The organism is Undibacterium paludis, from assembly GCF_022568815.1.
Taxonomy (GTDB): domain Bacteria; phylum Pseudomonadota; class Gammaproteobacteria; order Burkholderiales; family Burkholderiaceae_D; genus Undibacterium.
The window spans coordinates 68,539-82,439 of sequence record NZ_JAKZHX010000013.1 but is presented as its reverse complement, the minus strand read 5'-3'; the positions used below and the strand labels follow the sequence as shown (position 1 = coordinate 82,439).

Below are 13,901 nucleotides of genomic sequence, written 5' to 3'. Positions count from 1 at the left end.
AACCAGTCCTGCTGTCCAGTGCTAAGACTATCTACCCTATGGCAAATGATGTAAATCAACTTGAAAATAAAGTGCATAAGCAAGAATTTAAGCAGTATCTCGCAGGATAATATTGAAGAACACCACAGTTTTTCAAGAAACAGGGGAAATTAAACCAGATCAAAATGCTGTTTGTTTGTCAAACACCCATACCTGGCAACTTATTTGATAAGATGGCGCTTTGCCTGAAGCCCAGTATAACATTGCTGCTAACATGTTCTGCCAAACTCCTATAAATCCAAGACCGAACACCATGCGCCACATTTTAAAGAGTGTCCTTACCTTATCCAGTCTTACCCTTATGTTGATGTCAACCCAGGTCCGTGCAGATGACGCGGCAGACATAGGTAAACTACTACGATCAGGTCAGGTTGCCGAAGCCCTGCAAAAAGTTGACAGTGCTTTGGCTCAACGCCCCAAAGATGCGCAATTACGTTTTTTAAAGGGCTTGATACTGACAGAGCAAAATAAATCCGCTGAAGCGATTACTGTTTTCTCCAAACTGACAGACGATTATCCGGAACTGCCTGAGCCGTACAACAACCTGGCAGTTCTGTATGCGTCATCCGGGCAATACGACAAGGCACGTGCTGCGCTGGAAATGGCCATCAGAACCAATCCTACCTATGGCACAGCACACGAAAATCTTGGCGATGTGTATGCCAAACTGGCCAGCCAGGCCTACGACAAAGCCTTGCAGCTTGACTCCAGCAATAACACTGCAAAATTAAAACTGACACTGGTAAAAAATCTTGTTGGAAACACAACTGGCGGTACCAACCCCAAAACAGCGACAGCAGCAGTGACAACACCAACAGCTCCAGCCAGCACAGCGCCGGCAGCATCCACCAAGCCTGCTGTCGTAGCGGCGAACAAACCTGAGGTCGACAAACCGGAAGCCAAACTAGCACCCAAGCCAGCAGCTTCGACTGCAACCGCTGCAACTGACCGGGACGAAGAAGAGGTATTGAAAGCCGTCGAAAACTGGGCCAAAGCATGGAGCAACAAGGACACCAATGCCTATCTCGCTCACTACGCAAAAGATTTCCAGACACCCAAAGGCGAGACCCATAAGGCGTGGGCAGATGAGCGTCGCAACAGGATAGAAGGAAAAGGCCGCATCAATGTAAAAATTGAAGCCGCCAAAGTCGATGTAGAAGGCAACACCGCAACCGTGAAGTTCAGGCAAATCTATAGTTCTGACCAGTTGACTGCCAACAGCCGTAAAACCTTGCACATGATTAAGCAAGATGGCAAATGGCAGATCAAACAGGAGCGTGCGGGTAGCTGATGTCTTTCGCTGTCGAACTTGATTCTCCGAATCCGTGCAGATTCGGAAAGTCACTTATTTTTACCGTTATTACGACAATCGTTATGGCAAGCACAGTCTTGCCAGCTTCAGTTGTAGCCAAAACGCGCCCGAACAAGCTTGCACCTGCAGAAATCAATCCCAATGCCCCCGACCCCGATACATTATTGATTGATGTGTATAAGAACCTGTCCGCCAATAATCTGCGGGCAGCACAAGCCAAGATTGATGCCCTGGTTGAAGCCTATCCACATTTTCAACTTGCTCACCTGATCCAGGGTGATTTGCTGCTGATGCATACCCGCCCGGTACGCAGCTTTGGCGCAGGGGCCTTGATGCAACCGGACAAGCTCAAGGATTTGCGTGATGAAGCTGCGGCACGCATACGTTCTTACCGAGAGCGCCCCGACCCTGACCTGATACCCCGCGCCATCCTGCAATTGCGCGATGACCAGAAGCAGGCCATTGTCGTTGATGCCAGAAAGTCACGTCTTTACGTTTATGAGAACGCTGCTGGCCAGCCGCGCCTGATCAACGATTTTTATATCAGTCAAGGCAAGTTTGGCATCTACAAGCTGAAGGAAGGCGACCAAAAAACACCTATAGGCGTGTATTACATCACCAGTCGCCTGGCTGGTACCAAGCTGCCTAGTTTTTATGGTCCGGGTGCCCTCCCTCTGAACTACCCGAACGAGTGGGACAAGTTCAATGGCCGTAATGGCTCGGGAATTTGGTTGCATGGCATGCCACCGGAAAGTTTCAGCCGCCCACCTCTGGCATCTGACGGCTGCGTGGTACTTACCAACCCGGATTTCCTGAAAATATCGTCCATGGTCGATATAGGTAAAACCCCGGTCATCATCAGCGAGCAACTTGAGTTTGTGAACCGCAACAAATGGATAGCCGACCGCAACCTGGCAGGCAAGCTGATCGATGATTGGCGCCTGGATATGGAAAGCCAGAATGCCAACCGCATACTGACCAATTACTCACGTAATTTCAAGACGATGCAGGGCGACAACCTGAATACGTGGTTTCCCAAACAACAACAAGCCTGGGATAACTGGCATAATCCCAATATCAAGCTCAAGGATGTAACCCATTTCCGCTATCCAGGCAAAGATGAGCTGATTGTCAGTACTTTTACCCAGGAAACGGTGAATGGCAAAACCCGAGCGGCGGTCCGCAAGCGCCAGTATTGGCTGAAAGAAGCGGCAAGATGGCGCATCATTTACGAAACCACTGTCTGATACCATATACAAATATTACTGATATTTTTTCATTCATTCTGAGAAACAAACTGACCATGAAAATCTCAAACACCAAAATTGCCAGTTTTTTACTAAGTGCCTGCGTACTGCTGACAAGCCCCTTCAGCCTTGCCGAAGGACAACCAAAAGTCTCACTCAAAACTACCATGGGTGAAATCGTTATTGAACTTTATCCGGAAGCAGCTCCCAAAACAGTGGAGAATTTTCTGAAATATGTCAAAAGTGGTCATTACAAAGGCACCATTTTCCATCGCGTCATCGACAATTTCATGATACAGGGTGGGGGCTTCGACAAGGACATGAAAGAAAAACCGACCAACAAACCTATCGCACTGGAAGCCAGGGAAGCACTGGAACACGGGTTGAAGAATGACCTTGGCGTGGTTGCCATGGCCCGCACCCAGGACCCAAATTCCGCCAGCGCCCAGTTCTATATCAACGTCAAAGACAATGATTTTCTCAATCACCAGGTATTGCCAGAGGGTGATCCTGTCGAATATCAGTATCGTGGTCAGCCCGTCGTAGAGCCACGTTCCCGCGCACTGCTGAAGACCGCTGGCTACACACCCTTTGGCAAAGTGATCAAGGGTATGGACGTGGTAGAAAAAATCAAGGTTGTTGAAACTGGCGACGCAAAAATGATGCAAAATGTGCCGACCAAACCAGTTATCATACAATCTGCCACCTTGTTGAAATAAGCAAATCATCAACCTTTTTTAGAAACGAAAGACTACCATGGCCGTTATCCTGACCACCAACTTCGGTACCATCAAGATTGAACTGAACGAAGAAAAAGCTCCTAAAACTGTCGCCAATTTCCTGGCCTATGTTGAATCTGGTCATTACAACGGCACGATTTTCCATCGCGTTATCGATGGTTTCATGATACAAGGCGGCGGCTTCGAACCAGGAATGAAGCAAAAACAGACCAATGCGCCTATCGAAAATGAAGCAAAAAATGGCTTGAAAAACGAGCGTTATGCATTGGCCATGGCACGCACCGGCGACCCGCATTCCGCATCGGCGCAATTCTTCATCAATACTGCCAACAACAGCTTCCTCGATTTCCCCGGGCAGGATGGCTGGGGTTACTGTGTATTTGGCAAAGTCACAGAAGGCACCGATATCGTCGACAAGATCAAAGGCGTCAAAACTACACGTACTGGCATGTTCCAGGATGTGCCGGTTGAAAATGTCGTCATCGAAAAAGCTGAGATCGTTTAATCACTGATTGACTGCTGCCGCAATCATGATCGCAGACCAAATCGCGAATCAGACAAAAGCGCAACCTGAACCGGTTGCGCTTTTTGTTTCTGACACTCATTTGAATCCGTCACTGCCAAAGACAACGGAAGCTTTCCTGCATTTTCTGCGCCATCATGCAAAACATGTCGGATCACTATACTTGCTTGGTGACCTGTTTGAGTATTGGGCAGGTGATGACAACATGGACGATCCCTACAACCGGTCTATTGTTGACGCCTTGCTTGCGGTACATGAGCATGGCGTCAAGCTGTATTGGATAGCTGGCAACCGTGACTTTCTGGTCTCCAACGATTTTGCCAATGCGACAGGCGCCCAATTATTGCCAGACCCATCTATCATCGAATTAGGTTGCAGGAAAACGGTCATCACGCATGGCGATGCACTCTGTACCGATGACCTTGCCTACATGGCATTCAGACAACAGGTCCGCCAAGCCGAATGGCAAAAAAACTTCCTGTCCATGCCGCTGGAACAGCGCAAGCAAATCATTGAAGGTTTGCGTAACGAAAGTAAGAAGGAGCAACAACATAAATCCATGGAGATCATGGATGTTAACAGCAATGCGGTAGAACAATTATTTACCGAATCCGGCACTGAACTTATGATACATGGACATACTCACAGACCTGCAATCCATGCCATGAACGGCAAAATCCGCCATGTCTTGCCCGACTGGGATTGCGACACGGACGCCCCGCGTGGTGGCTGGCTAGCCGCCTTTGCAGATGGCAGCCTGCTTCGCTATCAATGGAATGGCGCAAGTGAACTGTAACTGCTAAAACAGGAGTGGCAGAAGTGAGGCGTACGTTGCGGGCACATTGCTTTCAACCGAACGCTAACTATTCATCGTATCAGACCGTAAATGCCCTGCACTGATAGTCAGTACACGGCTGCATTTTGCTGCAATGGACAGATCGTGTGTTACCAGCACGAGTGTCGACCCACGCTCACGGTTCAATGTGAACATCAGGTTGATGATCGCTTCACCGGTTGCCGCATCAAGACTGCCAGTAGGTTCATCAGCAAACAGCAAAGGTGGTTCAGTCACAAAAGCCCTGGCCAAGGCCACCCTTTGCTGCTCACCGCCAGACAAAAACTTTGGATAATGCCTGAGCCGAGACTCCAAACCGACATGCTTGAGCATTTTCTCTGCCTTGTCGCGAGCCATTTTGTCACCTCGCAGCTCCAGTGGCAGCATGACATTTTCGAGTGCATTCAAATGCATCAGCAATTGAAATGACTGAAAAACAAAACCCAGATTTTCTTTACGAAATTTTGCCCTGCCATCTTCTGACAAGGCAAAAAGATCAACGCCATCGAGCAAAACCCTGCCTTCCGTAGGTGTGTCCAGACCTGCCAGGATACCGAGCAGCGTTGACTTACCTGAACCGGAAGCACCAACAATTGCAAGCGTCTGACCGGCTTGCGCGGTAAAATCTATCCCATTCAATATACACAGTTCGCCCGTCGCATCTGCCACGCGCTTTACCAGGTGTTTTACTTCAATTGACGCTTTGTTCGATTCCATAAGGTCTTTGTCTATGCTCTTTTCTCGATTTACCGGTCATGCAAACAGGCTCTTGCAGCAGTACCTGATACTTGCCCTATTTGCGCTTTTTGTCACGCCTGCTCATTCTGCATCAAAAACCATCGTCGTGCTTGGAGACAGCCTGTCTGCTGAATATGGCCTGACCAGGGGCAAAGGCTGGGTCCAACTCCTGGACCAACGTCTGCAACAAAAAAACATACCTGCCAAAGTGATCAATGCCAGCATCAGCGGGGACACCACCAGTAGCGGCAAGTCAAGACTGGGCACACTATTGAAAAAACATCATCCCGATATCGTCATTATTGAACTTGGCGGCAATGACGCCTTGCGCGGTCTGTCACTGAAGGCATCCGAAGCCAACTTCAACAGTATGATAGATATGGCCAAAAAGCAGAATGCCAAGGTCTTGCTGGCCGCAATGAAAATACCGCCCAATTATGGCCCTGACTATTCAGAGCAATTCTTTGCCATGTTTGGAAGACTGGCAAAGGCCAATAAAATCGCCCTCATCCCTTTTCTTCTGGAAGGCATTGCGGAAAAAAACGAACTGTTCCAGGCAGACCGCATACACCCTGTTGCCGAAGCACATCCTGCCATACTTGATAATGTATGGCAGCACCTGCAACCATTACTAAGCAAATAAGATATGAAATACCCTGAGTTACTGGACTTTTCAGATGTATTGCTGCGCAGGAGCGAATTTGACACAATTATCGACGTGCGCAGTCAGGCGGAATTTGCAGAGGACCATATCATTGGCGCCATCAACTGCCCCGTCCTCAATGACGAGGAGCGTATCGTCATTGGCACCATGTATAAGCAGATCGGCTCGTTTGAGGCAAAGCGCCTTGGCGCCGCTCTGGTCGCAAAAAACATAGGCAGCCACATTGAAAGCATGTTCCAGGATAAACCGCGCGACTGGAAACCTTTGATTTATTGCTGGCGTGGCGGCAATCGCAGCGGTTCCATGGCACACATCTTTGCCAGAATAGGCTGGCCAGTTGCGCAATTGAATGGCGGTTACAAAGCTTATCGCCAGCATGTCAATCAAAGCCTGGAGTCAGTACAGAACAGGTTTCAATGGCAGGTATTATGCGGCCCTACCGGCAGTGGCAAAAGCCGGATTTTGCAAACACTGGTATCGCTGGGCGCGCAAGTCCTGGACCTGGAGCAGTTGGCCGTACATCGCGGTTCCGTCCTGGGTAATATACCTGAACAGGCACAACCATCGCAGAAACAATTTGAAAGCCGGATTTATGAATGCCTGCAGAGCTTTAATACGCAACAACCTGTTTACGTAGAAGCGGAGAGCAAAAAAATTGGTAATCTCAGAGTGCCGGAAAACCTGATGACAGCAATGCGCGCGTCACCATGCGTAACTATTCACCTACCCACAGAACAAAGAGTGGCGCTGCTGATGAATGAATATGCGCATTTCATGGAAAACACACATCAGTTGATCCAGCAATTGCATTTTCTGATCAGTCTGCATGGCAAGGAAAAAATATCACACTGGAAAACCCTGACAGAATCAGGTGAAATCAAGCAACTGGTCAGTGAATTACTAAGACAACATTACGACCCCGCCTACAGCAAATCAATCACCAGAAATTTTACTCACTATACTGATGCCATGATGGTGGAACAAACCGGTATAGACGAAGCTGATTTCATCGATTCCGCAAGAATGATACTGCAGAATGGCACACACCCTGCCACCTGAGTATCTTGATCAATGACATGTGTTGCGCAAAAAAAAATCAGCCATCTGTATCATTGACGATCATTTGCCCAGCCTCGTCCAGGTCATCGAATTGCCTGCGGTCGATGGCCCACCAAAATAAAGCCCCAATGGCAAACACGAGCACCAGGCTAAGAGGTACGAGCAAATAAAGTATGTCCATAATTATCCATCCATTGTCTATGCCATGTCCTGCATCAGGTGCAAGGGTTGCGGCACCCGATACAGGCGCAAGGCATTCAATACCACAATCAAAGAACTGAGCGACATACCCAGCGCTGCATGCCAGGGCTCCAGCCAACCGGCCATTGCTGCCGGAATGGCGATCAAGTTATATAACACTGCCCAGGCCAGATTTTCACGTATCAAGGTATAAGCCTTGCCCGCAAGCGTCATACCAAAATCCAGGTCCAGCAAGCGATTCGACATCAACAATATGTCGCTACGCGATTGTGATATCGGCGCCCCCTGCCCCATTGCCACTGACACATCAGCCAGTGCCAGCACCGGCCCGTCATTCATGCCGTCACCAACCATGACCACGGTCGCACCTTGCTGTTGCAAAGTCTGCACGATCTGGTATTTCCCTGCAGGACTCAGACCGCCATGCGCCATCTCAATGCCACACTCTTGCGCCACCCGATTAACGACGTCGCGCCGATCACCCGACAAAAGCAGTATCTGCTTGCCAGCAGACTTCAGGCGGGAAATCGTCGCAATGGCATCATCGCGCAGCACATCGTCAAGTGCGAACCACAAGACATTACCGTCACTGCTGGCCAGCACTGAAATACTCTGCCCTGTGATTTCAGAAGGAATCGCCTGATGCAGTCCATGAAGCTCCTGCGCAAACGCCAGATTACCTAGACGATAGATGCGTCCATCGACAACAGCCTCCACACCTGCGCCTGGCAGTTCATGTACCTGTTGTAGCTCTGCATTTATCTTAACCAGTTCTTTTTGCGCCAGAAAGTCGGCAATTGCCCGTGCAACAGGATGTGCAGATTTGCAGGCCAGAGCAAATGCGATGGCCATATCCTGCAACTGCGCGACTTCAGTCAGCATATGACTGACCTGTAATTTACCAGCTGTCAGTGTACCGGTTTTATCAAATACGACATGCGTAGCGTCGGCCATCGCCTGTATTGCTTTTGGCTTTGCCAGCAATACACCATTCTTTGCCAGTATGCCAGTCACTGCAGACATGACACCAGGCGTCGCCAAAGACAGCGCACAAGGACAAGTGACGACGATGATACTGATAGCTATCCACAATGCCCGCGACGCATCGACTTGCCACCAGACAAGGCCGCTGAAGAATGACAACACAAGTATGACAATCAGGAATCGGCTGGCATGTTTATCTGCCAGCAAAACCAACGCGGGTTTTTCTTGCGCAGCAGACTCCATCATGGCTATCAGCGCCGACAACTGGGTCGCACCACCAACCTGTGTGGCCTGCATCACGAGAGCACCATGAAGATTCACTGAACCAGCCAATAACTGACTGCCAGCAGATTTCTTGACCGGCAAAGATTCTCCTGTCATCAGGGATTCATCACACGTACTGTCACCTTCGACAACAATACCATCAGCTGGAATGTGCTCACCGGCAGCGACAAGTAAAAAATCATTGGCCTGCAATGCAGCGACATCAACCGTTTCCGTCGCTTGCAGGCTGGGATAGGCCGCAAATCTTTGCGCCGTTGCAGGAGACAGTTGCGTCAACAGGCGCAATGCAGCGGTGGTTCGTTTCTGTACCCTGGATTCTATATACCTGGCCCCGAGCAAGAGAAACACAAACATGATGGCAGAATCAAAATAGACTGCCCCGCCATGGAAAGTTGCCCAAACGCTGGCCAGAAAAGTCAGCAATATTCCCAGAGAGACTGGTACGTCCATCCCTATATGGCGGTTCTTGAGGTCGCGCCAGGCTGATGCGAAAAAGGGGGTAGCAGAAAAGCCTATGACAGGCACTGTGATAATCATGCTGGCAAGCTTGAGCAACTTATCTAGATCCGGCGTCAAATCGCCATCAAGTTGCGGAATCGGCACCAGATATGCCGGGAAAGCATACATCATGACTTGCATCATGGCAAAACCAGCGACAAACAGTCGCCAGATGGTGCGCTTGTTTTCTTTTTGCTCAATTTCATCTGGCGACTGCCCTGCTGGCAAGGCACCATAACCAAGTGCGCTAATAGCAGCGATAATGTGCTTGAGAGAAATCAAGCTATCATCCCAACTGATGTCTGCACGGTGACTTGCAGGATGGATGATGAATTGCGTAATGCCTGGCAATTGCCGAACTCTGAACTCTATCAATTGTACGCAGGCCGCGCAACGCATACCTGACAGATTTAATTTTTCACTGAGCAACCCCGAGGGCTGCATCGTGACTTTTTCCATGCTGATGAGACTATCGGCGTTTGTCATGCGTCTAACCGGCAAGATGCAAGCTGGCTTTATTCTGCAAATATTCATCAACCAGCTTGTTGCGTTCAACCGCATGCAATACCGCAAGGCAACCATGACAGCAAACCGGGTGCAGACCACCATTGAAACGTGCGGTCAGGGCGTTGGCCTTGCGCATTTTTTCCCCGCAGTGAAAACAGTCCAACTTCTCCCCTGTACCGAAGGAAGAAAAAACTGTATCTAGCAACCTGGAAAAAGCAAATACCATGGTTTTCTGAAAATGAATTGATAGGAAGAAGATTTACTACTGATCGTACCGAAAATGAAATCACTGGCCTTGATACGGATCAAGAAAGAGGCAGGAACAAGGAAAAAAGAACTTCGGGCAAAAAAAACGGTAGCATTGCACTACCGTCTCTTTTTTTTCATGGATGCATTGTTACTAGCATTTGGCTACTACATAGCGAGGAATCTGAGAAACCTCTGGTCCGCTAACTACTCGGATGGTCACTGCACAAATTGTAGGTCTATCCACTTCATTAATAACCGGCACGCAAGACTTTACCGGAGCTCAAATTTAATCCGCCTAGGATACAAAAAACGATTTTGTATATCGACCTCCTTCTTTTGAACCAGTTACGCCCCTAATATAGACCAACTCAAAAGTGAGGAAAAGAAAAAAATAACTATCGACCGACAAACAAGATTAAAAAAATCAACCAAACTAAATGGTTGATTTAGCGCATGCTTGGAGTATTTCCCTTCATTAATGTCGATGCTGCGCTGGAGCCAATGGAAGCACCAAACTTCTTCAGAACACGCTCTGGCAAACCTTCTTTTTGGGTGTAGTCAACTATGTTTTCCACCTTGATGACATCGCGAGCAACCGTATCCACGGAGCCAAAATCGTCTGCCAATCCCATTTGCACTGCCTTACTGCCTATCCAGAACAAACCCGAGAACATCTCTGGCGTTTCTTTCAAACGCTGACCACGCCCAGCCCGTACCGTATCAATAAATTGCTGGTGGATTTCATTGAGCATGGATTGCGAAAAGGCCTTCTGCTTCTCCGTCTGCGGTGAGAACGGGTCCATGAAACCCTTGTTTTCGCCAGCTGTCATCAGACGGCGCTCCACACCGAGTTTTTCCATGATGCCGGTAAAACCAAAACCATCCATGAGCACGCCAATGGAGCCGACTATACTGGCTTTATTCACGAAAATCTTATCTGCAGCAACAGCGATATAGTAACCACCGGACGCGCAAATTTCGTCGACAACGACATACAATTTTTTTTCGGGATATTCTTTGCGCAAACGCCCCATTTCATCATTGATCATGCCAGCCTGGACTGGGCTGCCACCAGGACTATTGATACGCACAACAACGGCAACTGAAGCAGGATCTGCAAAAGCGCGGTTCAATGCCGGTATGACGGCATGGGCGCTGGCATTACCTTCAGCCTCTATCGTGCCTTCAATTTCTATCAAGGCTGTGTGATGCCCCAGGTTTTCCATCTCACCTGTCGCATAATCACTGAAATAGTAAAATCCAAAAACAATTACCAGCAAGAACGCGAACTTGAAAAAGATCCCCCAACGCCTGCGCAGGCGTTGCTCACGCAAGGATTCGGTGGACAGTTTTTCCAGCAGTTCACGTTCCCAGCCCAATTTTTTTGTCTCAGCATCAGTTGCCTGCGAGTTCGGTAATTCTTCATTCATCATTTTTTCCTGGCTTCAGGCATTCTCAAGCGTGTTCAGGCGACCACGGCCTGGATATAATCATCGGGATGCCAGTACACCTGCCCATCAACTTCACTGACATTTATTTTTCGCAGACGACCGCCGCGACATGGGCCGCCAGTGCAATACCCGGTGTCCGGCTGGTAAATCGCGCCATGCGTTGCGCACATGATGTACAGTCCGCTTGATTCCAGGAATTCACCGGGGTTCCAGTCCAGTTCAACCGGCACATGAGCGCAACGATTCAGGTAACCGTGAACGGCGCCATCGTAACGAATCACAAAACCAACCGCATCATCACTGCCGGCAGTGACTGGAAAACGTACACCCTTGCCGCCTTCGATCAGTTCATCGGATTTACATATAGCGATTATCGTCATCAAGACCTCTTGTACCTCTTGTCAGTCACACTGCTCAGGCCACCCTGGCTGTTTTCGTGCCTCATGCATTTTCCCGCAGCCACCCATGCAATTGCATGACGTCTTTTGCTGAAAACAAGGGACGCATGTTTTGCAGTGCTGTAGCATCGTGTGCACCGTATTCAACTGCAATCGCTGCAGCACCGGCATTGTTTGCCATCTGCAGGTCGTGTGTGGTGTCCCCTATCATTACCGTACGTCGCATGTCCTGGCCCAATTCACGCGTCAGCTCCTGCAACATGGCCGGGTGAGGCTTGGAAAATGTTTCATCAGAGCAACGCGTTGCATCAAAAACGGAGGTCAGTTTGGCGGTATGCAAGGCACGGCTCAAACCAACCCGGCTAGCCCCCGTTGCCACCGCAAGGAAGTATCCTTCCTGCGCCAGTTCAGCCAGCATTTCCCGCACCCCCTTAAACAGGGGTAATTCGTGATCCCTGGTTAAGAAATGGTGGCGGAAACGCTCTATCACTCGCGGGTATAGTTTGGGATCTATGCCCGGCATGGCCACCTGTATTGCTTCCGGCAAGGCAAGCCCTATCACATAAGATGCGATATCTTCTTTGGGAATTGGCAAACCAAGGTCTTTCGCTGCAGCCTGTATGCATTTGACGATGGCTGCCGTGCTATCCATCAAGGTACCATCCCAGTCAAATACAATTAAATCGAATTGCTTTTTTGCCATAATATCAATAAAGGCATATGCTATTGCACATGTCACATGTTTCTCATCAATAACGGCATCATACCATTACTAAACCATTAAGACTTTTGCCCTAAGCAAGGGTTTTCAAAAAGTCTTCGCATTCTTTTGGCAAACCTGCGTTTACCGTCATTGTCTTGCCTGTCTCAGGGTGCGTGAAGCTGATCTGATGTGCGTGCAAAAACATGCGCTTCAATACCCCGCGCCCTTCACCTGGCTTCAACAATGCACGATTGAGGGCAAAATCACCGTATTTATCATCACCGGCAATAGCAAAACCACTGGCAGACAAATGTACACGGATCTGGTGGGTACGCCCTGTTTTTAATTCTGCTTCCAGCAAGGCAAAATCGCGGTACTTCTTTTGCAGTGAGAAAACTGTGTGGGATGGCATACCATCAGCCTGCACACGGACACGACGTTCTCCCTCAGCAGTTGTATATTTATGCAATGCCAGCTTGACATGCTGCCTGGCATTCTTCCAGTCACCATGCACCAGAGTGAGGTAACGCTTGTCAGTGATACCGTCACGCATCTGCTCATGCAGATTGGTCAGGGCACTACGTTTTTTGGCAAGCAACAGTATTCCTGAAGTTTCCCTGTCCAGCCTGTGCACCAGCTCAAGGAACTTTGCGTCCGGCCTTGCTGCACGCAATTGCTCAATGACGCCATAACTGACGCCTGAACCACCATGGACAGCCACGCCTGCCGGTTTGTTAACAATCAGCAAATGATTATCTTCAAACAGGATGGGGAATTCTTGCCTGGGCACCGCCTGTTCGACAGTTTCTGCCATGCGTATAGGTGGAATACGGACAACATCACCTTCTACCAGCCGGTACAGCTGATCTATGCGCCCTTTGTTGACACGTACTTCACCAGATCGCAAAACACGGTAAACATGACTTTTTGGCACGCCTTTACAGATACGCAGCAAGAAATTATCTATACGCTGACCCGCTTCTTCTTCCGAGATGGTGAGTAATTGAACTTTGGGTTGTGAGGCCGAAGGCTGCTGAGGAGTGGGTTTTTCCATCTGAATTTGATGTGCTCCCCTATTAATTGTCGCTAAGTCCTTCATTTTGAATATATAATCATTTTCGCTTCAGCATTTAATGCTTTAGCAGTGTAAGAGGAATAAACGACTATTTTACACAGGGGCATGTCCATCGGCCTCGCCTGTTTGCAAATTTGATGGAAAAGATGTGTATGCAGCGTCATTTGCATGTCAAGGTAGCAGCCAATTGTTGCTGTCGGGCATGGACAGATGAAGTTGGATCAGAGAGTTTGAACTGTAAGGATATAAGTCTGGCAAGAGGTGCAGGTTTAAATATGAATCAGCGCGCTTGCCGGTTGATGGTTTCAGTAATAGGGTCGATTCCGCCAGACACAACAAAATAAGATGGTCTGGCACTAAAGTTGCTCATCGCCTGGCGTTGCACTTGCTTTG

15 protein-coding genes are annotated in these 13,901 nt (G+C 48.9%); 7 read left to right on the top strand and 8 right to left on the bottom strand.

Going from position 1 to position 13,901, the window contains the following annotated elements:
• Window positions 1-340 precede the first annotated feature (340 nt).
• The 5 genes from LZ463_RS21515 (at window position 341) to LZ463_RS21495 (ending at window position 4,657) form a co-directional block, all read left to right on the top strand.
• Window positions 341-1,330: a nuclear transport factor 2 family protein gene (locus LZ463_RS21515; RefSeq protein ID WP_241458328.1), complete on the top strand. Its 990-nt coding sequence runs from the start codon at window positions 341-343 to the stop codon at window positions 1,328-1,330.
• An 83-nt stretch (window positions 1,331-1,413) separates the two neighbouring features.
• A complete protein-coding gene (locus LZ463_RS21510) occupies window positions 1,414-2,598 on the top strand; it encodes a L,D-transpeptidase family protein (RefSeq protein ID WP_241458326.1) in 1,185 nt (394 codons plus the stop codon).
• A gap of 56 nt (window positions 2,599-2,654) precedes the next feature.
• Window positions 2,655-3,317: a peptidylprolyl isomerase gene (locus LZ463_RS21505; RefSeq protein WP_241458324.1), complete on the top strand. Its 663-nt coding sequence runs from the start codon at window positions 2,655-2,657 to the stop codon at window positions 3,315-3,317.
• Between the two features lie 37 nt (window positions 3,318-3,354).
• Window positions 3,355-3,843 carry a peptidylprolyl isomerase gene (locus tag LZ463_RS21500; RefSeq protein WP_241458322.1) on the top strand — a complete coding sequence of 163 codons (489 nt, stop codon included), beginning with the start codon at window positions 3,355-3,357 and terminating at the stop codon, window positions 3,841-3,843.
• A 25-nt stretch (window positions 3,844-3,868) separates the two neighbouring features.
• Window positions 3,869-4,657, top strand: a complete 789-nt coding sequence (locus tag LZ463_RS21495; RefSeq protein ID WP_241458320.1) for a UDP-2,3-diacylglucosamine diphosphatase — start codon at window positions 3,869-3,871, stop codon at window positions 4,655-4,657.
• A 63-nt stretch (window positions 4,658-4,720) separates the two neighbouring features.
• Here LZ463_RS21495 and LZ463_RS21490 read toward each other — a convergent pair whose 3' ends face one another.
• Entirely contained in the window at window positions 4,721-5,413 is a 693-nt protein-coding gene (locus LZ463_RS21490) for an ABC transporter ATP-binding protein (RefSeq protein WP_241458319.1), read from the bottom strand.
• Window positions 5,414-5,426: 13 nt separating this feature from the next.
• Between LZ463_RS21490 and LZ463_RS21485 the strand changes: the two genes are divergently transcribed.
• Both LZ463_RS21485 and mnmH read left to right on the top strand, forming a co-directional pair.
• Window positions 5,427-6,077 (top strand): arylesterase, encoded by a 651-nt coding sequence (locus tag LZ463_RS21485; protein ID WP_241458317.1) that lies wholly within the window; start codon window positions 5,427-5,429, stop codon window positions 6,075-6,077.
• A gap of 3 nt (window positions 6,078-6,080) precedes the next feature.
• Window positions 6,081-7,157, top strand: a complete 1,077-nt coding sequence (gene mnmH / locus LZ463_RS21480; protein ID WP_241458315.1) for a tRNA 2-selenouridine(34) synthase MnmH — start codon at window positions 6,081-6,083, stop codon at window positions 7,155-7,157.
• A gap of 37 nt (window positions 7,158-7,194) precedes the next feature.
• Here mnmH and ccoS read toward each other — a convergent pair whose 3' ends face one another.
• The 7 genes from ccoS to LZ463_RS21445 all read right to left on the bottom strand — a co-directional run bounded on the left by ccoS (window position 7,195) and on the right by LZ463_RS21445 (window position 13,532).
• Window positions 7,195-7,338: a cbb3-type cytochrome oxidase assembly protein CcoS gene (gene ccoS / locus LZ463_RS21475; protein WP_241458313.1), complete on the bottom strand. Its 144-nt coding sequence runs from the start codon at window positions 7,336-7,338 to the stop codon at window positions 7,195-7,197.
• A 17-nt stretch (window positions 7,339-7,355) separates the two neighbouring features.
• Entirely contained in the window at window positions 7,356-9,611 is a 2,256-nt protein-coding gene (locus LZ463_RS21470; protein WP_241458311.1) for a heavy metal translocating P-type ATPase, read from the bottom strand.
• Window positions 9,612-9,615: 4 nt separating this feature from the next.
• On the bottom strand, window positions 9,616-9,858 hold the full coding sequence (locus LZ463_RS29145) for a heavy metal translocating P-type ATPase metal-binding domain-containing protein (protein ID WP_277624131.1): 243 nt from the start codon (window positions 9,856-9,858) through the stop codon (window positions 9,616-9,618).
• 469 nt (window positions 9,859-10,327) lie between these two features.
• A complete protein-coding gene (locus LZ463_RS21460) occupies window positions 10,328-11,314 on the bottom strand; it encodes a S49 family peptidase (protein ID WP_241458307.1) in 987 nt (328 codons plus the stop codon).
• 32 nt (window positions 11,315-11,346) lie between these two features.
• Window positions 11,347-11,712, bottom strand: coding sequence for a Rieske (2Fe-2S) protein (locus tag LZ463_RS21455; RefSeq protein WP_241458305.1), 366 nt, complete (start codon window positions 11,710-11,712; stop codon window positions 11,347-11,349).
• A 61-nt stretch (window positions 11,713-11,773) separates the two neighbouring features.
• On the bottom strand, window positions 11,774-12,433 hold the full coding sequence (locus tag LZ463_RS21450; RefSeq protein WP_241458303.1) for an HAD-IIIA family hydrolase: 660 nt from the start codon (window positions 12,431-12,433) through the stop codon (window positions 11,774-11,776).
• A 91-nt stretch (window positions 12,434-12,524) separates the two neighbouring features.
• On the bottom strand, window positions 12,525-13,532 hold the full coding sequence (locus LZ463_RS21445; protein ID WP_489686140.1) for an RluA family pseudouridine synthase: 1,008 nt from the start codon (window positions 13,530-13,532) through the stop codon (window positions 12,525-12,527).
• Between the last annotated feature and the right edge of the window lie 369 nt (window positions 13,533-13,901).